This is a genomic window from Microbacterium gallinarum (assembly GCF_014837165.1).
In the GTDB taxonomy this organism is placed as follows: domain Bacteria; phylum Actinomycetota; class Actinomycetes; order Actinomycetales; family Microbacteriaceae; genus Microbacterium; species Microbacterium gallinarum.
Genome location: NZ_JACSPM010000001.1, coordinates 124,365 through 143,524, shown reverse-complemented (window position 1 = coordinate 143,524; position 19,160 = coordinate 124,365). Strand labels below are relative to the sequence as shown.

Genomic DNA, 19,160 nt, shown 5'->3' with positions numbered 1-19,160 from the left:
TCGACCTAAGGAGACAGGATGCTGAACGCTCTTGTCGCGTACGCCGCGGAGGAGGGTGCTGCACCCAACCCGCTCATTCCCGCGTGGTACGACATCATCTGGTCGTCGGTGTGCTTCATCGTCATTCTTCTCGTCTTCTGGAAGGTCGCCCTTCCGAAGATGAAGAAGCTGCTCGACGAGCGTTCCGCCGCGATCGAGGGGAACATCGCCAAGGCCGACGAGGCCCAGCGCAAGGCCGAGGCGGCACTCGAGGAGTACACCGCCCAGCTCGCCGACGCGCGCAAGGAGGCCGGTGAGATCCGCGACGCCGCCCGTGAGGACGGCAAGAAGATCGTCGCCGAGGCGAAGGACACCGCTTCCGCAGAGGCCGCGCGTCTGACCGCGACCGCGCACTCGCAGATCGAAGCCGAGCGCCAGACGGCCCTCGTGTCGCTGCGCAGCGAGGTGGGCACGCTCGCCCTCGACCTCGCCGGCGGCGTGATCGGCGAGACGCTGTCCGACGACGCGAAGGCTCAGGCCGTCGTCGACCGCTTCCTGGCCGAGCTCGAGGCATCCGAGGCAGAGAAGGCGTCGAAGTAATGGGCAGCGCGACCACTCAGGCCCTCGCGGCGACGACGAAGGCGCTCGACGCCACGTCGGGCGTCGACCTCGACGTGGCCGGCGAGCTGTTCGCCGCGGCGCGCGCCGTGGGCGACTCGTCGCAGCTGAGCGGCGCGCTCGCCGACTCCGCCGCTTCGGCCGAGGCACGCACCAAGGTCGTCACCGACGTGTTCGGACGGGCCGTGTCGCCCGCGACGGTCTCGTTGCTGACGGTCGTCGTGGCGCAGCGCTGGTCGTCGGCGTCCGACCTGGTCGACGGCATCGAGGAGCTCGCCATCCGCGCTGCGGCGGTCGCCGAGCCGTCGGCCGACGTCGAGGACGAGCTCTTCCGCGTCTCCCGCACGGTCGCCGAGAACCCCGAGCTCGAGCTCGCCCTGGGCAGTCGTCTCGGGGATGCCTCGGCCAAGGGAACGCTCATCGACACGCTGCTCGCGGGACGCGCGAGCCGCGCGACGACGCTGATCGCGGCATCCCTCGTCCAGCAGCCGCGCGAGCGTCGCGTTCGTCAGCTGCTGTCGCGGGCCACCCGCCTCGTCGCCGACCAGCGCGGCCGGAAGGTCGCGACGGTCTTCGCCGCGTCGCCGCTCAGCGCCGCACAGGCCGACCGCCTCGCCGACACGCTCTCGAAGCGCTACGGCACGCGGGTGTCCATCAACACCGTGGTCGACCCGACCGTGGTGGGCGGGCTGCGCGTGCAGATCGCCGACGACGTCATCGACGCCAGCGTGTCGGCCCGGCTGGCGGATCTCCGTCAGAGGCTGGCCGGCTAGCACAGACTTCCCGCCGCAGGCGGAGATCTCGGGGGCACGACCCCCACACACAGAATTTGGAACAAAGGGAAGACCATGGCAGAACTGTCAATCAGCCCCGACGTCATCCGTGACGCGCTGAAGGATTTCGTCGCCGCCTACGAGCCCACCGGGGCAGCGGCGACCGAGGTCGGCACCGTCATCGACGCCGCCGACGGCATCGCTCATGTCGAGGGACTCCCCGGCGTCATGGCGAACGAGCTCGTCACGTTCGAGGACGGCACGCTCGGCCTCGCGCAGAACCTCGACGAGCACGAGATCGGTGTCGTCGTCCTCGGCGAGTTCTCGGGCGTCGAGGCGGGCCAGCCCGTCACGCGCACCGGCGAGGTCCTGTCGGTTCCGGTCGGCGAGGGCTACCTCGGCCGCGTGGTCGACCCGCTCGGCAACCCGATCGACGGACTCGGCGAGATCGCCAACATCGAGGGCCGCCGTGCGCTCGAGCTGCAGGCGCCCGGCGTCATGCAGCGCAAGTCGGTGCACGAGCCGCTCCAGACCGGCATCAAGGCCATCGACGCGATGATCCCCGTCGGCCGCGGCCAGCGTCAGCTGATCATCGGCGACCGCCAGACCGGCAAGACGGCGATCGCGATCGACACGATCATCAACCAGAAGGCCAACTGGGAGTCCGGCGACGCCAACAAGCAGGTCCGCTGCATCTACGTCGCCATCGGCCAGAAGGGCTCCACGATCGCCGCCGTCAAGGGCGCGCTCGAGGACGCCGGCGCCATGGAGTACACGACCATCGTCGCGGCGCCCGCGTCCGACCCGGCCGGCTTCAAGTACCTCGCTCCGTACACCGGCTCGGCCATCGGCCAGCACTGGATGTACGACGGCAAGCACGTCCTCATCATCTTCGACGACCTGACGAAGCAGGCCGAGGCCTACCGCGCCGTGTCGCTGCTGCTCCGCCGCCCGCCGGGCCGCGAGGCGTACCCCGGTGACGTCTTCTACCTGCACTCGCGTCTGCTCGAGCGCTGCGCGAAGCTCTCGGACGAGCTCGGCGCAGGCTCGATGACCGGTCTGCCGATCATCGAGACGAAGGCCAACGACGTGTCGGCCTACATCCCGACCAACGTGATCTCGATCACCGACGGCCAGATCTTCCTCCAGTCCGACCTCTTCAACGCCAACCAGCGTCCCGCCGTCGACGTCGGCATCTCGGTCTCGCGAGTCGGCGGTGACGCGCAGGTCAAGTCGATCAAGAAGGTCTCCGGCACGCTCAAGCTCGAGCTGGCCCAGTATCGCTCGCTCGAGGCGTTCGCGATGTTCGCGAGCGACCTGGATGCCGCGTCCCGCCGCCAGCTGGCCCGTGGCGCGCGCCTCACTGAGCTGCTCAAGCAGCCGCAGTACTCGCCGTACCCGGTGGAGGAGCAGGTCGTCTCGATCTGGGCCGGCACCAACGGCAAGCTCGACTCGATCGAGGTCGAGGACGTGCTGTCGTTCGAGCGCGAACTGCTGGACTACCTGCGTCGCAACACGACGATCCTCGACACGCTCCGCGACACGAACGTCCTCGATGACGACACCGTCGCCGAGCTCGGCAAGAAGACCGACGAGTTCATCCTCGAGTTCCAGGCCGGCAAGGGCCAGACGATCTCGAAGCCCGGCCATGAAGAGGTCGCGGCGGCAGAGGCCGAAGACGTGAACCAGGAGAAGATCGTCAAGGGCCGCCGCTAAGGCGACACCGGACAGAGACAATGGGCGCACAACTCCGGGTCTACAAGCAGAAGATCAGCACTGCTCAGACGACCAAGAAGATCACGAAGGCGATGGAGCTCATCGCGGCTTCGCGCATCCAGAAGGCGATGGCGCGTGTGCGCGCGTCGTCGCCCTTTGCGCGAGCCGTGACGCGAGCCGTCTCCGCCGTGGCGACGCACTCGAACGTGGAGCACCCGCTCACGACGGAGCGCGAGGTCATCCGCCGCTCGGCGGTGGTCATCTTCGCCTCCGACCGCGGCCTCGCCGGCGCGTTCAACTCGCAGATCCTCCGCGAGGGCCTCGAGCTGGCCGAGCTGCTGCGGCAGCAGGGCAAGGAGCCGGTGTTCTACCTCATCGGCCGCAAGGCCGTCGGGTACTTCCAGTTCCGTCGAATGGAGGCGGCTGCGGAGTGGACGGGCGACACCGACACCCCGCACTTCACCACGGCCGAGGAGATCGCGGCGACACTGCTCTCCGCGTACGACCGCGGTGGCGAAGACGGCGGCGTCGACGAGATCAACCTCGTCTACAACCGCTTCGTCAGCATGATGACGCAGACGCCCGAGACGGTGCGGCTGCTTCCGCTCGAGGTCGTCGAGGCCGAGGAAGCGGCGTCCGCTCAGGTGTACCCGCTCTACGAGTTCGAGCCGGACGCCGAGACCGTGCTCGACGCGCTCCTGCCGGTGTACATCCAGAGCCGCGTCTTCAACGCCCTCCTGCAGTCGTCGGCCGCGAAGCACGCCGCCACGCAGAAGGCGATGAAGTCCGCCAGCGACAACGCCGACAAGCTCATCACCGATTACACCCGCCTGCGCAACAACGCTCGCCAGGCCGAGATCACGCAGCAGATCGCCGAGATCGTCGGCGGCGCCGACGCTCTGGCGTCGGGCAAATAGACCACACGAAAGAGAAGAAGCCATGAGCCTCACCGCAGAGAAGACCGAGACCGCGGTCGTCGGCCGCGTCGCGCGGGTCACCGGCCCCGTCGTCGACATCGAGTTCCCGCACGACGCGATCCCCGACATCTACAACGCGCTCAAGACCACGATCACCATCGAGGGCGAGTCGACCGAGATCACCCTCGAGGTCGCCCAGCACCTCGGTGACGATCTCGTGCGCGCCATCGCGCTCAAGCCCACCGACGGCGTCGTCCGCGGTCAGGAGGTGCGCGACACCGGCGAGCAGATCACCGTGCCCGTCGGCGACGTCACCAAGGGCAAGGTCTTCAACGTGACCGGCGAGGTCCTCAACGCCGAGCCCGGCGAGACCATCGAGATCACCGAGCGCTGGCCGATCCACCGCAAGGCCCCGAACTTCGACCAGCTCGAGTCGAAGACCCAGATGTTCGAGACCGGCATCAAGGTCATCGACCTTCTCACCCCGTACGTGCTGGGTGGAAAGATCGGCCTCTTCGGCGGTGCGGGCGTCGGCAAGACGGTCCTCATCCAGGAGATGATCCAGCGCGTCGCGCAGGACCACGGTGGTGTGTCGGTGTTCGCCGGTGTCGGCGAGCGCACCCGTGAGGGCAACGACCTCATCCACGAGATGGAAGAGGCGGGCGTCTTCGACAAGACCGCCCTGGTGTTCGGCCAGATGGACGAGCCGCCGGGCACGCGTCTGCGCGTGGCCCTGTCGGCGCTGACGATGGCGGAGTACTTCCGCGATGTCCAGAAGCAGGACGTCCTCCTCTTCATCGACAACATCTTCCGCTTCACGCAGGCCGGTTCCGAGGTTTCGACCCTGCTCGGCCGCATGCCGTCCGCGGTGGGCTACCAGCCCAACCTGGCTGACGAGATGGGTGTGCTCCAGGAGCGCATCACCTCGACGCGTGGTCACTCGATCACCTCGCTGCAGGCGATCTACGTGCCCGCCGACGACTACACCGACCCGGCTCCGGCGACCACGTTCGCCCACCTCGACGCCACGACCGAGCTCTCGCGTGAGATCGCGTCGAAGGGTCTCTACCCGGCCGTCGACCCGCTGACGTCGACGAGCCGCATCCTCGACCCGCGCTACATCGGCGACGACCACTACCGCGTGGCCACCGCCGTCAAGCAGATCCTCCAGAAGAACAAGGAGCTGCAGGAGATCATCGCCATCCTCGGCGTCGACGAGCTCTCCGAGGAAGACAAGATCGTCGTGTCGCGCGCACGCCGCATCCAGCAGTTCCTCTCGCAGAACACCTACATGGCCAAGAAGTTCACCGGCGTCGAGGGCTCCACGGTCCCGATCAAGGAGACCATCGAGTCGTTCGACGCGATCGTCAAGGGCGACTTCGACCACGTCGCCGAGCAGGCGTTCTTCAACGTCGGCGGCATCTCCGACGTCGAGGAGAACTGGGCGCGCATCCAGAAGGAGAACGGCTGATCATGCCGCTCAACGTGAGTCTCGTCTCCGCCGATGCGGAGGTCTGGTCGGGAGCGGCGTCGCTCGTCGTCGCCAAGACCGTCGAGGGTGAGATCGGCTTCATGTCGGGTCACGAGCCGGTGCTGGCGATCCTGGCCGAGGGTCAGGTGCGCATCACCCAGACCTCGGGCACCAAGATCGTCGCGAACGCGCAGGACGGCTTCCTCTCCATGGAGGGCGACAACCTGACGATCGTCGCCGGCAACGCGGCGCTCATCGCCTGACGAACCTCAGACCGGAACGCCCCAGTCCGACGCGGACTCGGGGCGTTTCGTCTCTGCCACGACGACATCACGGGACCCATGCTGATCCTCCTTCCTCCCTCCGAGACGAAGCGGCCGGGGGGCCGCGGCCGCCCGCTCGACGTCGGCGGCCTCGCGATGCCGGCCCTCGCGCCCCAGCGCGTCGCCGTCGTCGACGCGCTCGTCGCGCTCTCGGCTGACGAAGCGGAAGCCGCGAGGGTGCTGAAGCTCGGCCGCACCCAGCTCGGCGAGGTCGCGGTGAACGCGGCGCTGCACGAGGCGCCGACCATGCCTGCGGTGGATCGGTACACCGGTGTCCTCTTCGACGCGCTGGACGCGGCATCCCTTCCCGCGGTCTCCCGCCGTTGGCTGGGCGCGCACGTCCGCGTGCACTCGGCCCCGTTCGGACCTGTGGGCGCCCTCGATGCGATCCCGTCCTACCGACTCGGTGCGTCGGCGTCGCTGCCGGGCCTCGCGTCCCTGAAGAAGGTGTGGGCGGATGCCGTCACCGCGGCGCTGGCCGAGGAGCGGCCTCGGTTCGTACTCGACCTGCGCTCCGAGGCGTATGTCGCACTGGGGCCGGTCCCGACGTCGGTGCCCTCGGCGTACGTGCGGGTCGTGTCGGAGTCCGAGGGAGGCGCCGTGCGCGCCCTCAACCACTTCAACAAGCACGCGAAGGGCGCGCTCGTGCGTCGCCTCGCCGAGGACCGGCCACGTGTGAACTCGCTCGCGGGATTCGTGAGCTGGGCGGATGCCGCGGGCCTGCGCGTGCGCGCCGGAAAGCCCGGAGAGCTCGAGCTGTTCGCCTGAGCCCGCCCGCCGCCGAGTTGCCGGCTCCGGTGACTTCCGCTTCGTTCACGCCGCGAGAAGTGGCAGCTCGACGGGCGAAGGAGCGTCAGCGCCGGGTGTGCTGAGCGGTGCGCTCCGTGTTCTCTGCGATCGCGATGAGCGCCACGACGGCCTCGATGATGAACCTCAGCGCGATGATCGCGATGAACGCGACGAGCGGCACGATGATGATCGTCGCGATGATCGCGGTGACGCCGGCGCCCACGTTGATCCACAGCAGTGACGTGCCGCCGACGATCCCGTTCACGAGGTACACGATGAAGCCGATCGCGATGGCGATGAGGCCCACGACGTAGAAGACGCTCGCGAGGCGGCGCGTGATGAACGTGCGGAAGCTGATGTCGAACAGCGCCGCGAAGAAGCCACGGCCGACGGCGGCGACATCGTCGTCGAGTGACCGCGGCACCCCCGTGTCGTCGGGGTCGGTCGCGGGATCGTAAGCGGGAGCGGATGCCTCGCCCGGCGTCGCCGCGGAGCGCGCGGCGTCTGCGGCAGGCTGTTCGGGGAGGGGCGGAACGGGGGGAGTGGGGTCGGTCATGGTGATCCTTCCGCTGACTGTTCCTGTCAGGCTATCGACAGCCGCGCCGGGGGTCAGCCCCCGAAACGCCCGGTTTCTGCTGACATGCCCGCATGGGCATCGCTAGCATGTGTCCCGCGGGGCGAGGCGCCTCGCTCGATGTGCGTGCGCATCGACGATCGTTCCGGAGAGGACGTTCATGTCATACGACGACGACTACGGGATCGGAGGGCTGATCGCCGTCTGGCTGGTCCTCGCGCCCCTGCTGTTCATCCTCGCGATCGCGGCCTACGTGATCTCGTCGTGGTTCCTGATGAAGATCTTCGAGAAGGCGGGCGTGCAGGGCAAGTGGCGCGCATGGGTCCCGGTGTACAACACCCTGATCTTCGTCAAGCTCGGCGACCTCAACCCGTGGTGGCTGCTGATCCTGTGGGGCGCCACCGCGTTCCTCAGCTGGATCCCGGTGGTCGGTCAGCTCTTCGGTCTCGCCGCCTTCATCTACACCCTTCTCGCCGCGTGGCGCGTTGGCCTGAAGCTGCAGAAGGAAGCCGTCTGGCTCATCCTCTACTTCTTCCTCTCGATCGTGTGGCTCGGCATCAACGCCTTCGACAAGTCGCGCTGGAACACCGCGATCCCGGCGGCTCCGTGGGCGGGCAACTTCCTCGCCGACAACACGACGTGGTCGGGCATCCCGAACCAGGTCCCCGCCGGCGGCTTCCCGCCCAACGCGGCGACCGCTCCCGGCAGCTACGCGCCGCCGGCCGGCTACCAGCCGCCGCCCGCGGGCTATTCGGCACCGCCCGCGCCGCCTGCCGGGCCTGCGGCCCCGGCCGCGTACGCACCCCCGCCCGCCGGGGGCCAGCCGCCCGTGACGCCGCCGCCGGCCGCGCCGGACGCGCCCGCCGCTCCTCCGGCGGCTGCGCCGCCTGCAGCCGAGCCCCCCGCAGCGCCTCCGGCAGCGACCGAGCCCCCGCCGGCGACCGAACCGCCGGCGTCCGAGCCGCCCGCAGCACCGGACGCGCCCGACGCCCCTCGTCCGTAGCGCAGTACGAAGACCCCTCGCCCTCCGGCGGGGGGTCTTCGCGTGCTCGGCGCCGTCGGCCCTCCGCGGTTCGGCGTGCGGAGCTCGCCGTCGGCTCGCGGGATAACGTGGAGGGATGACATCCCCCGTTCCCCTGCGCCGGGTCGGCGCCTCCGGGCTCCTCGTCTCGGCCGTCGGCCTCGGCTGCAACAACTTCGGCCGTGCGGGCACCCGCACCGAAACCCTCGAGGGGACTCGCGACGTGCTCGACGCCGCCATCGACGCCGGCGTCACGTTCCTCGACACCGCCGACATGTACGGCAAGGACCCGGGACTGTCGGAGTCGCTCATGGGCGAGGCCCTGCGCGGTCGTCGCGACCGTGTGGTGCTCGCGACCAAGTTCGGGCATTCGGGCCGCGACATGGGCCTGCCGGTCGTCGGGGCGAAGGCCTCACGGTCGTACGTGCGACAGGCGGTCGAGGCATCCCTCACCCGTCTGCAGACCGAGTGGATCGACCTCTACCAGCTGCACACCCCCGATCCGGGCACGCCCATCGATGAGACGCTCGACGTGCTGGGCGATCTCGTCCGCGAGGGCAAGGTCCGCTACATCGGGCACTCCAACCTCAGCGGCTGGCAGATCGCCGAGGCGCACTACGTCGCGGCGCAGCGGTCGGGCACCCCGTTCGTCTCGGCGCAGAACCACTACAGCCTGCTGGCGCGCGCGTCGGAGCGCGAGGTGATCCCCGCGGCGGAGCGGTTCGGGCTCGGCTTCCTGCCCTACTTCCCGCTGCACAACGGACTGCTCACCGGCAAGTTCTCGCGAGACCATGCACCCGAGGACACCCGCATCATGCGGCAGCGTCAGCACGTCTGGCAGGACGCGCCGTGGGACGAGCTCGAGCAGTTCCAGGCGTTGTGCGACGAGCGCGGCATCACGATGCTCGAAGCGACCTTCGGCTGGCTGCTCGCGAAGCCCGTGCTCGCGAGCGTGATCGCGGGCGCGACGAGCGCGGAGCAGGTGCGCGCCAACGCCGCCGCCGCCAGCGCGTGGTCGCCCACCGCAGACGACATCGCGGCGATCGACGCCCTCTTCCCGCTGCCGGAGGACCCGGGCGCCAAGGTCTGAACCGCGCTCCGCCGCCCGATCGGCGGCCGCGTGCGGGGTGGTTCGCCCACGGCGTAGCGGGCGGGTTGTGGCGTGTCCGCGGCCAGGCGTAGCGTCGCTCTCTGTGCGCTGCCGCGGTCGCGGCGGTCTCGGCGCACCGGAAAGGACGCTCGTGCTCGGCAAGCTCCTCGTGCGATACCTGCGACCCGCGTGGCCGCTCATCATCGCCGTCGTGGTCTTCCAGTTCGCGCAGTCGATCGCGTCGCTGCTCCTGCCCACCCTGAACGCCGACATCATCGACAACGGCGTGGTCACCGGAGACATCCCGTACATCTGGCAGACCGGCGGTGTGATGCTCGCGATCAGCCTCGTGCAGATCGCGTGCGCGATCGTGGCGGTCTACTTCGGGTCGCGCCTGGCGATGGGCATGGGGCGCGACCTGCGCGGCGACCTGTTCCACCGCGTCGTGGCGTTCTCGCAGCGCGAGGTCGGGCAGATCGGCGCGCCGTCGCTCATCACCCGCAACACCAACGACGTGCAGCAGGTGCAGATGCTCGTGCAGGTGTCGGCGACCCTGATGGTGTCGGCGCCGATCCTCGCGATCGGCGGCGTCATCTTCGCGGTGCAGCAGGACGCGGGCCTCTCGTGGCTCATGGCCGTCGCGATCCCGGTGCTGCTGATCATCGTGGGCCTCATCGTCTCGCGAATGGTGCCCGCGTTCACGAAGATGCAGACCCGCATCGACCGCGTGAACCAGATCATGCGCGAGCAGCTCACCGGCATCCGCGTCGTGCGCGCGTTCGTGCGCGAGCCCGAGGAGCAGGTGCGCTTCACCGGCGCCAGTGCCGATGTGCAGGAGACGGCGCTGCGCGCCGGCAACCTGATGGCGCTGATGTTCCCCGCGGTCATGCTCGTCATGAACGTCTCGAGCGTCGCGGTGATCTGGTTCGGCGCCTTCCAGGTGCAGGAGAGCGGCGTCGAGATCGGCACGCTGTTCGCGTTCCTGCAGTACCTCATGCAGATCCTGATGGGCGTCATGATGGCGACCTTCATGTTCGTGATGATCCCGCGCGCGGCCGTGTGCGCGAACCGCATCGGCGAAGTGCTCGAGACCGCGCCGTCGGTCGACGCACCGGTGGCCGCGGCATCCGCTCCCGTTCCTGCGGGCCGTGTCGAGTTCGACGCTGTCGACTTCGCCTACCCGGGTGCCGACGACGCCGTGCTGCACGACCTGACCTTCACGGTCGACCCCGGCACGACGACAGCCGTGATCGGGTCGACGGGCGCGGGGAAGACCACGCTCATCGGCCTCGTCGCACGCCTGTTCGACGTGACCGCCGGCGCGGTGCGGGTCGACGGCGTCGACGTGCGCGAGTACGACCCCGATGAGCTGTGGCAGCGCATCGGCCTCGTGCCGCAGAAGGCCTTCCTGTTCTCGGGCACGGTCGCGTCGAACCTGCGCTACGGCAACGGCGAGGCGACCGACGACGAGCTGTGGCACGCCCTCGAGCTGGCCCAGGCGAAGGACTTCGTGTCGGCCCTGCCCGAACGGCTCGAGGCGCCGATCGCGCAGGGCGGCACGAACGTCTCCGGCGGGCAGCGTCAGCGGCTCGCGATCGCCCGGGCATTGGTGAAGCGGCCCGAGGTCTACATCTTCGACGACTCCTTCTCGGCCTTGGATCTGGCGACGGATGCCGCGCTCCGTCGCGCCCTCGATGCGGAGCTGCCCGATGCCACGAGGATCGTGGTCGCCCAGCGCGTGTCGACGATCCGCCATGCCGATCAGATCATCGTGCTCGACCACGGACGGATGGTGGGGATCGGCACCCACGACGAGCTCGTGGAGACGTGTGAGACCTACATCGAGATCGTGGAATCGCAGCTCGCGGCGGAGGCGGCATGAGCGGCCCGCAGGGCGCCCCGCGGCGGATGCCGATGCAGCGCGGACCGATGGGCCAGGTCGGCGGCGGCGAGAAGGCGCAGAACTTCGGCCCGAGTGCCAAGCGGCTGCTCGGCACGCTGCGCCACGATACGTCCGCGCTCATCGCGGTGCTGATCTTCTCGGTGCTGTCCGTCGCCCTGACGGTCATCGGCCCGAAGCTGCTCGGGAACGCGACGAACGTCGTGTTCGCCGGATTCGTGTCGCTGCAGATGCCGCCCGGTGCCACCAAGCAGCAGGTGGTGGACGGGCTGATCGCGCAGGGGAACGTGGATCAGGCGAACATGATCGCCTCAATGGACTTCACGCCCGGCGGGGGTGTCGACTTCGAGCAACTGGCGTGGATTCTCGGTGCCGTGCTCGCGGTCTACGTCCTGGCGAGTGTCTTCGGCTGGCTTCAGGCGCGGATCCTCAACGGCGTCGTCCAGCGGGCCATGCACCAGCTGCGGCTGCGGGTCGAAGAGAAGGTGCACCGCCTGCCGCTCTCCTACTTCGACAAGGTGCAGCGCGGCGAGCTGCTCAGCCGCGTCACCAACGACGTCGACAACATCGGCCAGACGATGCAGCAGACGATCTCGCAGGTCGTGATCTCGCTGCTCACCGTCATCGGCGTGCTCGTGATGATGTTCGTCATCTCGCCGCTGCTCGCGCTCATCGCCCTCGTGACGATCCCGCTCACGGTGGTGATCACGGTGGTGGTCGCGAAGCGATCGCAGAAGCTCTTCGCGGCGCAGTGGAGATCGACGGGCGTGCTGAATGCGCGCGTGGAGGAGACGTTCTCCGGCCACTCGATCGTGAAGGTCTTCGGCCACCAGCGCGAAGTGGAGGCCGACTTCCGCGCCGAGAACGATGAACTTTACAAGGCGAGCTTCGGCGCTCAGTTCATCTCGGGCATCATCATGCCGTCGATGATGTTCATCGGGAACCTCGTGTACGTCGCGATCGCTGTCGTCGGCGGTCTGCAGGTGGCGGCCGGACTGCTGTCGATCGGCGACGTGCAGGCGTTCATCCAGTATTCGCGCCAGTTCACCCAGCCGCTGAGCCAGCTCGGGTCGATGGCGAACCTCCTGCAGTCGGGCGTGGCGAGCGCCGAGCGGGTGTTCGAGCTTCTCGACGAGGCCGAGGAGCAGCCCGATGACGTCCCGGTGCAGAGCGCGCCCGACACCGCGAGTCACCTCGCGTTCGAGGGCGTCTCGTTCCGCTACTCGCCGGACAAGCCGCTCATCGACGACCTCTCGCTCACGGCCCAGCCCGGCAGCACCGTCGCGATCGTCGGTCCGACCGGCGCAGGCAAGACGACGCTGGTGAACCTCATCATGCGCTTCTACGAAGTGGATGACGGCCGCATCACGCTCGACGGTGTGGACACCCGTCGCATGACGCGCGACGACCTGCGCGCGCGCACGGGGATGGTGCTGCAGGACACGTGGCTTTTCGCGGGCACGATCCGCGAGAACATCGCGTACGGCCGGCCCGACGCCACCGAGGAGGAGATCCTCGCTGCCGCCACCGCCGCCTACGTCGACCGATTCGTCCACGCCCTGCCCGACGGGTACGAGACGATGCTCGACGATGAGGCGACCAACCTCAGCGTGGGCGAGCGCCAGCTCGTCACGATCGCGCGGGCGTTCCTGGCTGATCCGCGCATCCTCATCCTCGACGAGGCGACGAGCTCCGTCGACACGCGCACGGAACTGCTCATCCAGCGGGCCATGTCGCGGCTGCGCGAGGATCGCACCGCCTTCGTCATCGCGCATCGGCTCTCGACCATCCGCGATGCCGATCTCATCCTCGTCATGGAGGCCGGATCCATCGTCGAGCAAGGCACCCACGACGAGCTGCTGGCCGCCCGCGGTGCGTACTGGCGGCTGTACAACGCGCAGTTCGAAGCGCCCATGGACGAGGAGACCCTCGAGGACTCCGTCGCGGTCGGAGCGCCGGTATCCGGCGCGTCATCGGGCCCGGCCGCCGAAGAGGTGGGGGAGGAACCCACTAGTATGTGAAGACGCGCCCGGACACCGGGCTGCGCCAATTCGATCGGGAGGACGACGGCGTGCCCGAGGTATCCACCCAGTCGCTCTCGGTGCCCGTGCCGGGTGGAACCATCGACCTGGCGTGGGCGGCGGTCACCGATACGGGTCGCCGGCGCGAGGTGAACCAGGACGCCATGTTCGCCTCCTACCCGCTGTTCGTCGTCGCCGACGGCATGGGCGGTCACGTCGGAGGCGAGATCGCCAGCGCCAGCACCATCGACCGCCTCAAGGTCGTGGCCGACGAGGGTACCGTCACGCCGAAGGCGATCGAGAAGGCCCTCGCCCGTGCGGTGAAAGACATCGCGTCGCACCCCGAAGCGACCGACGACGGCACCGGAACGACGCTCACCGGGCTCTACCTCGACACGAGCGGCGACACCGCGCACTGGGTCACGCTGAACATCGGCGACTCGCGCGTGTACCTCGTGCGCGATGGCGCCATCGTGCAGATCACCACCGACCACTCCGTCGTGCAGGAGCTCATCGCCTCCGGACGACTGAGCCCTGAAGAGGCCGAGAACCACCCGTACGGCAATGTGATCACGCGTGCCGTCGGGCCCAGCGAGGGTGTCACGCCCGACTACGTGCGTCTCGACGTCGCCGAGGGCGACCGGTTCGTGATCTGCTCCGACGGGCTCACCAAGGAGCTCACCGACTACGGCATCCGACACTTCCTCGACGAGAACGCCGACCCGGCCGATGCCGTGAACGCGATGCTCGACGCCGCGCTCGAGAACGGCGGTCGCGACAACATCACGATCATCGTGCTGGACGTCGGGTCGGCCTCGGGGGCCGGTGAGGACGACGTCCGTGATCGTGAAGAGCAGGACGGCGCGGCCGCAGACGAGTCGCCTGCGGATGGCGATGGCAGGCGAGAGCGTCGGGATGCCGCGGCCGGCGCCGCCGCGGACGATGGCGCTGCTGCGGCCGGTGACGATGCGGCCGGTGCCGACTCCTCCCCACGCAGGGACTGACCGCCGCCGTCCACCGATGGGTGACGTCGCGGCTTCGGGTCGACGGTGCCGCGCTGAACTGAGGCGTGTCCTTCGCCGCACCTCGCTTCGCAGCTCCTCGCCCCGCCAGGGCTGACGGACTCTCGTTCGCTGACCCAGCAGCCTCCGAGCCGCTGAATCTGCCCTCAGCGTGGACGCCCCCGTCCCGGCCGCCGCTCCCCGTGGTGGCTGCGGTCGTCCCGATCGTCGGCGCGATCGGGCTGTGGCTGGTGACGGGGTCGATCCTGTCGCTGTGGCTTGCCGCCCTCGGCCCGCTGATCGCCGTGGCGACGCTCGCCGACGCCGCCCGCAGCGCACGCCGCGACCGCCGTCTGCATCATGCCGACGCCACGCGCGTGCAGGCCGAGGTCGCCCAGGCGGTGGCGCGGCGGCACGACGAGGAGCGCCGGCGCGCGTGGGCGCGGCATCCCGATGTCGCCTCGTTCCTCGCTCGCGACGACGAGGTCTGGCGCAGATCACCGGACCGCGACGACGTTCTCGTGATCGGCGAGGGCGAGATCGCGAGCGACGTGCGGATCACCGGCGGAGAGGGCGACGCGCGTGCGATCGCCCTCCGTGCGCGGTCGTCACGGCTGTCGCACGCACCGGTGATCGCTTCCCTGCACGCCGGGGTCGTGGTGGTGGGGAACGCCGTGATCGCCGCGGCGGTGCAGCGCGCGCTCGTCATCCAGCTGTGCCTCGCCCTGCCGCCGGGAGATCTCGCCATCGTCGGCCCGCTGACAGACGGACTCGCCTGGATGGAGGCGCTCCCGCATCGGGTCGTGGGCGCTCCGCGGCGCCTTGCGGTCGTCCTCTCGGGAGAGACCGTGCCGTCGGAGGCCGACATCGTGATCGCGTGCTCCGCGCCCGGCGACCCGCTGCCTCCGCAGTGCGGCACCGTGATCACCGCTCGCTCGCCCGATTCGGCGACCGTCGAACGGGGAGGGGAAGTGTCGGAGGTCAGCGTCGAAGCGCTCGCGGTGGAGCAGGCCGCGGCAGTCGCAGCGATGCTCGCCGAGCGTGCAGAGCGCGTGCTGGGGCTGAGAGTCCGCGACAGCGGGCCGGTGACGCTCGCCGATCTCGCGGCGCCCGTCGATCTCGCCGCGGTCGACGCGAGCCGGTCGGGTCTCGCGGCGGTGATCGGCCTCGAGGGGCGGGAGCCGGCGGTCGTCGACCTCGTCGCCGACGGTCCACACGCCGTCGTCGCGGGGGTCACGGGTTCCGGCAAGAGCGAACTGCTCATCACCTGGATCCTCGCGCTGTGCCGCACCCGCTCGACGCGGGAGGTGACGTTCCTGCTCGCCGACTTCAAAGGCGGAACCGCGTTCGACTCGCTTGCCCGCGTGCCGCACGTGACCGGCGTGATCACTGACCTCGACGGTGCCGGTGCACGTCGTGCCATCGAGAGCCTCAGGGCCGAGGTGCGGTGGCGCGAGGGAGAACTGGCCGCTGCCGGCGCGCGCGACATCCTCGATCCGCGGGTTGCGCTGCCGCGACTGGTGGTGGTCGTCGACGAGTTCGCCGCGCTCCTCGGCGACCACCCCGAACTGCACGCCGTCTTCGCCGACGTCGCCGCCCGCGGTCGTGCGCTGGGCATCCACCTCGTGCTGGGCACGCAGCGTGCTGCGGGCGTGATCCGCGACAGCCTCCTCGCGAACTGCCCGCTGCGCATCAGTCTGCGCGTGACCGACGCCGCCGACAGCCGAAGTCTCCTCGGCACCGACGAGGCCGCGCTGCTGCCGGGCGGAGCAGAAGGGAGGGGTCACGCCCTGTTGCGCCGGGCGGGCGACGCCCGTCCGCGGCCCGTGCGGGTCGCGCTGTCCGGACCCTCGGACATCGACGCCGCAGCGGCACGGGGCGGCGATGAGCGTCCGCGCCGACCGTGGCTTCCGGGCCTGCCCCCTCGGCTGTCGCTGGCAGAGCTCGCCGAGCTGTCCCCGACGGCGGTGAACGGCGAGGTCCTGCTGCTCGGCCTCGCCGACGAGCCGCACCTCCAGCGACAGCGTGCCGCCACCCTGCGCATCGAAGACCGCGGGCTTCTCGTGCTGGGCGGTCCCGGCGCGGGGCTGACGAACGCCGTCGCGCTCGCCGCAGCACAGGCTCCCTCCGCAGTCATGCGGATCCCTGCCGCGCCCGAGCCGATGTGGGATGCCATCGCGACGCTCGCCGCCGAACCGCCGCCGCCGGGCTCGCTCGTGTGCATCGACGATCTCGATGCCGTCGCGATGCGGCTCCCGCCCGACTACGCTCAGGTGGCGATCGAGCGCATCGAGGAGCTCGTGCGTCGCGCGGGGTCGGACGGCGTCCTGATCCTGGCCAGCGCGCATCGTCTCGCGGGCGCCGTCGCGAGGATCGCCGACCTCTTCCCCAAGCGACTGCTGCTGCCGTTCCCGACGCGCACAGAGCACATCGCCGCCGGCGGTGATCCCGCCGCATTCGTCCCCGGCGCGCCGCCTGGCCGCGGGGTGCTCGACGGTACGGCGCTGCAGGTCGCGCTCGCACCGCGGCTCCCGAGCCTCGCGCCCGACCCTTCTCCGGACTGGTGCCCGTCGGCTCCGCTGACCGCCTTCGCGACGCGACGCTCGCCTGCCGCGCGGGCGGCGCTGGACGAGTGGGAGCGGCGCGGTGTCCGCTCCGTCTCGGTAGACGGCTACGCCGCCGATCCCGCGGTCACGGCGGACGGCCCGGTCGTGGTCGTGGGCGAGCCCGACGACTGGCAGCGGCACTGGCGGCTGCTCGCCGACGCGCGCGGCGACCACGACCTCGTCGTCGACACGTCCTGCGCCGCGGAGTTCCGGCTGCTGACCGGTGCCCGCACGCTCCCGCCGTACTGCGAGTCCGGCCGAGGCCGCGCGTGGCTGATCTCGGCCGGCGGCGACGCCGTCCGCATCGTCCTTCCTTCGGCCGAGGTCCGGCCGAACCGTCCCCGCGCGTGGCCTTGATTCCCCTCCGACCGGGCCATAGCGTCACGGTGTGTCTACAACCCCGATCAACCTCGAACGTCCGCAGGGCAAGGGACTCGCGACCGGCACGTTGGGGCTGTTCGGCTCCACGGTCATCGGTCTCGCCTCAACCGCTCCCGTCTACTCGCTCGTCGCGACCCTCGGATTCGTGGTGCTCGCGGTCGGCGCCCAGGCGCCCATCGCCTTCGTCATCGCGTTCATCCCCATGCTGTTCATCGCCTTCGCCTACCGCGAGCTCAACAATGCGGTGCCGGACTGCGGCACGACATTCACCTGGGGCACCAAGGCCTTCGGACCATGGGTGGGCTGGTTGGGCGGTTGGGGCGTCGCGGTGGCAGGAATGGTAGTCCTCGCCAACCTGGCCCAGATCGCAGGCATCTACTTCTGGGCTCTGATCGACGGCATCGTCCGCTCCCCGGAGGACGCCCTGCTCTCCGACAACGTGCCTCTTGTCACCGCCACCGGCGTCGTCTTCATCGCCGCCATGACCTGGGTCAGCTGGCGCGGTGTCGAGATCGGCGAGCGCATCCAGAACGTGCTGCTCGCCATCCAGTACCTCGCCCTGGCGATCTTCGTGATCGCGGCGCTGTGGCACTTCTTCGCCGGCTCGGCGCCCGACGCCACGCCGTTCGACTGGTCGTGGTTCAACCCGTTCGCGTTCACCGAGTGGGGCGGGTTCATCGAGGCGATCCTGCTCGCCCTGTTCATCTACTGGGGCTGGGACACGTGCCTGGCGCTCAACGAGGAGACGAAGGACCCGAAGCGCATTCCGGGCCGGGCCGCGCTGCTCACGACGGTCATCCTCCTGGTGACGTACGTCGGTGTCACGGTCGCCGCGATGATGTACGCGGGCCTGGGTGAGACGGGCACCGGCCTCGGCAACGAGGCGAACGCCGACGACTTCTTCCTCGCGATCAAGGACGGACTTCTGGGTCCGGTCGGCTGGGTGCTCGTGGTGGCCGTGATGATCTCGGCGATCTCCTCCACGCAGACGACGATCCTGCCGACCGCGCGCGGCACGCTGTCTATGGCGGCGTACAAGGCGCTTCCGCGCAAGTTCGCCACCGTGCATCCGACGTACAAGACGCCGTCGTTCTCCACGCTCGTGATGGGCGTCGTGGCGATCGTCTACTACGTCGGCATGGTCCTCATCAGCGACAGCATCCTGCAGGACTCGATTCTGTCGCTCGGGCTCGCGATCGCGTTCTACTACGCCATCACCGGCTACGCGTGCGTCTGGTACTTCCGCCGGGAGCTCTTCACGTCGCCCCGGAACTTCTTCTACAAGTTCCTCCTCCCGCTCCTCGGCGCGCTCATGCTGACCTACGCGTTCGTGCAGTCGGCGATCGACATGTTCGACGTGGACTACGGCTACACGGTGCTGCTCGGCGTCGGCGGCACGTTCGTCATGGGCATCGGCGCGCTCGCCTTCGGAGTGCTGCTGATGTTCCTGTGGTTCTTCTTCCCGCGGTCGAAGCCGTTCTTCCGCGGCGAGAGCCTCAACCGCGACACCCCGGTGCTCGTGCCCGAGGATCCGGCGGACTTCAGCCGCTCCATCGACGGCGGCCTCGCCTGACCCGGGCGGTGACCCGGCGACCGGCCGCTCACTGAAGCGCGACGCGCTCCACCGTCTCGAGCACCGAGGTCCGCGGCTCGGCGGCGATTCCCGCCGGGCGAGATGCCCACATCGCCTCCAGCCGAGCGAGCATCGCACGGGCCGCATCCGCGTCGTCGAACTCGAGATCGATCACCACGACAGCCGGATCGTCCGCGTCGCGATGCACGGCGTAGCCGCGCACCGAGGATCCGCGACGATCGAGCGGGTCGCTGTCGAACGCGGCTTTCCACCGTTCGAAATCTCCGACGGGATGCTGGATCCGCAGAAGCACCATGAGGAGTACCTCGATTCTCGGCAGAATGCTACGCCGCGCACCGAGGAGCCGCCATGGTCCGCTGGCGACGGTGGCCGGGATCCTGCGAGGA

16 protein-coding genes are annotated in these 19,160 nt (G+C 69.5%); 14 read left to right on the top strand and 2 right to left on the bottom strand.

Annotated elements, in window-relative coordinates; translation table 11 throughout:
* Positions 1–18: 18 nt before the first annotated feature.
* The 7 genes from H9622_RS00695 to H9622_RS00665 all read left to right on the top strand — a co-directional run bounded on the left by H9622_RS00695 (position 19) and on the right by H9622_RS00665 (position 6,565).
* Positions 19–579: a F0F1 ATP synthase subunit B gene (locus H9622_RS00695; protein WP_191763286.1), complete on the top strand. Its 561-nt coding sequence runs from the start codon at positions 19–21 to the stop codon at positions 577–579.
* Entirely contained in the window at positions 579–1,370 is a 792-nt protein-coding gene (locus H9622_RS00690) for a F0F1 ATP synthase subunit delta (RefSeq protein WP_191763284.1), read from the top strand. Before H9622_RS00695 ends, H9622_RS00690 begins: the two co-directional genes overlap by 1 nt.
* Positions 1,371–1,445: 75 nt before the next feature.
* Positions 1,446–3,086, top strand: coding sequence for a F0F1 ATP synthase subunit alpha (gene atpA, locus H9622_RS00685; RefSeq protein ID WP_191763282.1), 1,641 nt, complete (start codon positions 1,446–1,448; stop codon positions 3,084–3,086).
* A gap of 20 nt (positions 3,087–3,106) precedes the next feature.
* The gene (locus tag H9622_RS00680) at positions 3,107–4,003 is read left to right on the top strand and encodes a F0F1 ATP synthase subunit gamma (protein ID WP_191763280.1); all 897 of its coding nucleotides are present in this window, start codon (positions 3,107–3,109) and stop codon (positions 4,001–4,003) included.
* Between the two features lie 22 nt (positions 4,004–4,025).
* Complete coding sequence (atpD, locus tag H9622_RS00675; RefSeq protein ID WP_191763278.1) at positions 4,026–5,474, top strand: F0F1 ATP synthase subunit beta; 1,449 nt, start codon at positions 4,026–4,028, stop codon at positions 5,472–5,474.
* A 2-nt stretch (positions 5,475–5,476) separates the two neighbouring features.
* A complete protein-coding gene (locus tag H9622_RS00670) occupies positions 5,477–5,737 on the top strand; it encodes a F0F1 ATP synthase subunit epsilon (protein ID WP_191763276.1) in 261 nt (86 codons plus the stop codon).
* Positions 5,738–5,815: 78 nt separating this feature from the next.
* Positions 5,816–6,565: a YaaA family protein gene (locus tag H9622_RS00665; RefSeq protein ID WP_191763273.1), complete on the top strand. Its 750-nt coding sequence runs from the start codon at positions 5,816–5,818 to the stop codon at positions 6,563–6,565.
* 85 nt (positions 6,566–6,650) lie between these two features.
* Here the strand turns inward: H9622_RS00665 and H9622_RS00660 are convergent, their stop codons facing one another.
* The gene (locus tag H9622_RS00660; RefSeq protein WP_191763271.1) at positions 6,651–7,142 is read right to left on the bottom strand and encodes a DUF4282 domain-containing protein; all 492 of its coding nucleotides are present in this window, start codon (positions 7,140–7,142) and stop codon (positions 6,651–6,653) included.
* 178 nt (positions 7,143–7,320) lie between these two features.
* Between H9622_RS00660 and H9622_RS00655 the strand changes: the two genes are divergently transcribed.
* The 7 genes from H9622_RS00655 (at position 7,321) to H9622_RS00625 (ending at position 18,753) form a co-directional block, all read left to right on the top strand.
* Positions 7,321–8,163, top strand: a complete 843-nt coding sequence (locus H9622_RS00655) for a DUF5684 domain-containing protein (protein ID WP_191763269.1) — start codon at positions 7,321–7,323, stop codon at positions 8,161–8,163.
* 115 nt (positions 8,164–8,278) lie between these two features.
* A complete protein-coding gene (locus tag H9622_RS00650; RefSeq protein ID WP_191763267.1) occupies positions 8,279–9,271 on the top strand; it encodes an aldo/keto reductase in 993 nt (330 codons plus the stop codon).
* 151 nt (positions 9,272–9,422) lie between these two features.
* Positions 9,423–11,153 (top strand): ABC transporter ATP-binding protein, encoded by a 1,731-nt coding sequence (locus H9622_RS00645; protein ID WP_191763266.1) that lies wholly within the window; start codon positions 9,423–9,425, stop codon positions 11,151–11,153.
* Complete coding sequence (locus H9622_RS00640; RefSeq protein ID WP_191763264.1) at positions 11,150–13,192, top strand: ABC transporter ATP-binding protein; 2,043 nt, start codon at positions 11,150–11,152, stop codon at positions 13,190–13,192. The genes H9622_RS00645 and H9622_RS00640 overlap by 4 nt, the downstream gene beginning before the upstream one ends.
* Before the next feature lie 50 nt (positions 13,193–13,242).
* On the top strand, positions 13,243–14,196 hold the full coding sequence (locus H9622_RS00635) for a PP2C family protein-serine/threonine phosphatase (protein WP_191765479.1): 954 nt from the start codon (positions 13,243–13,245) through the stop codon (positions 14,194–14,196).
* Positions 14,197–14,399: 203 nt separating this feature from the next.
* Positions 14,400–17,156, top strand: coding sequence for an FtsK/SpoIIIE domain-containing protein (locus H9622_RS00630; protein ID WP_191763261.1), 2,757 nt, complete (start codon positions 14,400–14,402; stop codon positions 17,154–17,156).
* 31 nt (positions 17,157–17,187) lie between these two features.
* On the top strand, positions 17,188–18,753 hold the full coding sequence (locus H9622_RS00625) for an APC family permease (RefSeq protein WP_191763259.1): 1,566 nt from the start codon (positions 17,188–17,190) through the stop codon (positions 18,751–18,753).
* A gap of 28 nt (positions 18,754–18,781) precedes the next feature.
* On the opposite strand, the gene H9622_RS00620 is transcribed toward H9622_RS00625, so the two are convergent.
* Complete coding sequence (locus H9622_RS00620; protein WP_191763257.1) at positions 18,782–19,069, bottom strand: hypothetical protein; 288 nt, start codon at positions 19,067–19,069, stop codon at positions 18,782–18,784.
* Between the last annotated feature and the right edge of the window lie 91 nt (positions 19,070–19,160).

What these genes read in the sequence shown, in the direction of transcription:
- H9622_RS00665 (WP_191763273.1), top strand. Translation starts at nt 5,816, where the DNA reads ATGCTGATCCTCCTTCCTCCCTCCGAGACGAAGCGGCCGGGGGGCCGC.
- H9622_RS00690 (WP_191763284.1), top strand. Translation starts at nt 579, where the DNA reads ATGGGCAGCGCGACCACTCAGGCCCTCGCGGCGACGACGAAGGCGCTC.
- atpD (WP_191763278.1), top strand. Translation starts at nt 4,026, where the DNA reads ATGAGCCTCACCGCAGAGAAGACCGAGACCGCGGTCGTCGGCCGCGTC.
- H9622_RS00660 (WP_191763271.1), bottom strand. Translation starts at nt 7,142, where the DNA reads ATGACCGACCCCACTCCCCCCGTTCCGCCCCTCCCCGAACAGCCTGCC.
- H9622_RS00640 (WP_191763264.1), top strand. Translation starts at nt 11,150, where the DNA reads ATGAGCGGCCCGCAGGGCGCCCCGCGGCGGATGCCGATGCAGCGCGGA.
- H9622_RS00620 (WP_191763257.1), bottom strand. Translation starts at nt 19,069, where the DNA reads ATGGTGCTTCTGCGGATCCAGCATCCCGTCGGAGATTTCGAACGGTGG.
- H9622_RS00680 (WP_191763280.1), top strand. Translation starts at nt 3,107, where the DNA reads ATGGGCGCACAACTCCGGGTCTACAAGCAGAAGATCAGCACTGCTCAG.
- H9622_RS00655 (WP_191763269.1), top strand. Translation starts at nt 7,321, where the DNA reads ATGTCATACGACGACGACTACGGGATCGGAGGGCTGATCGCCGTCTGG.
- H9622_RS00670 (WP_191763276.1), top strand. Translation starts at nt 5,477, where the DNA reads ATGCCGCTCAACGTGAGTCTCGTCTCCGCCGATGCGGAGGTCTGGTCG.
- H9622_RS00650 (WP_191763267.1), top strand. Translation starts at nt 8,279, where the DNA reads ATGACATCCCCCGTTCCCCTGCGCCGGGTCGGCGCCTCCGGGCTCCTC.
- H9622_RS00695 (WP_191763286.1), top strand. Translation starts at nt 19, where the DNA reads ATGCTGAACGCTCTTGTCGCGTACGCCGCGGAGGAGGGTGCTGCACCC.
- atpA (WP_191763282.1), top strand. Translation starts at nt 1,446, where the DNA reads ATGGCAGAACTGTCAATCAGCCCCGACGTCATCCGTGACGCGCTGAAG.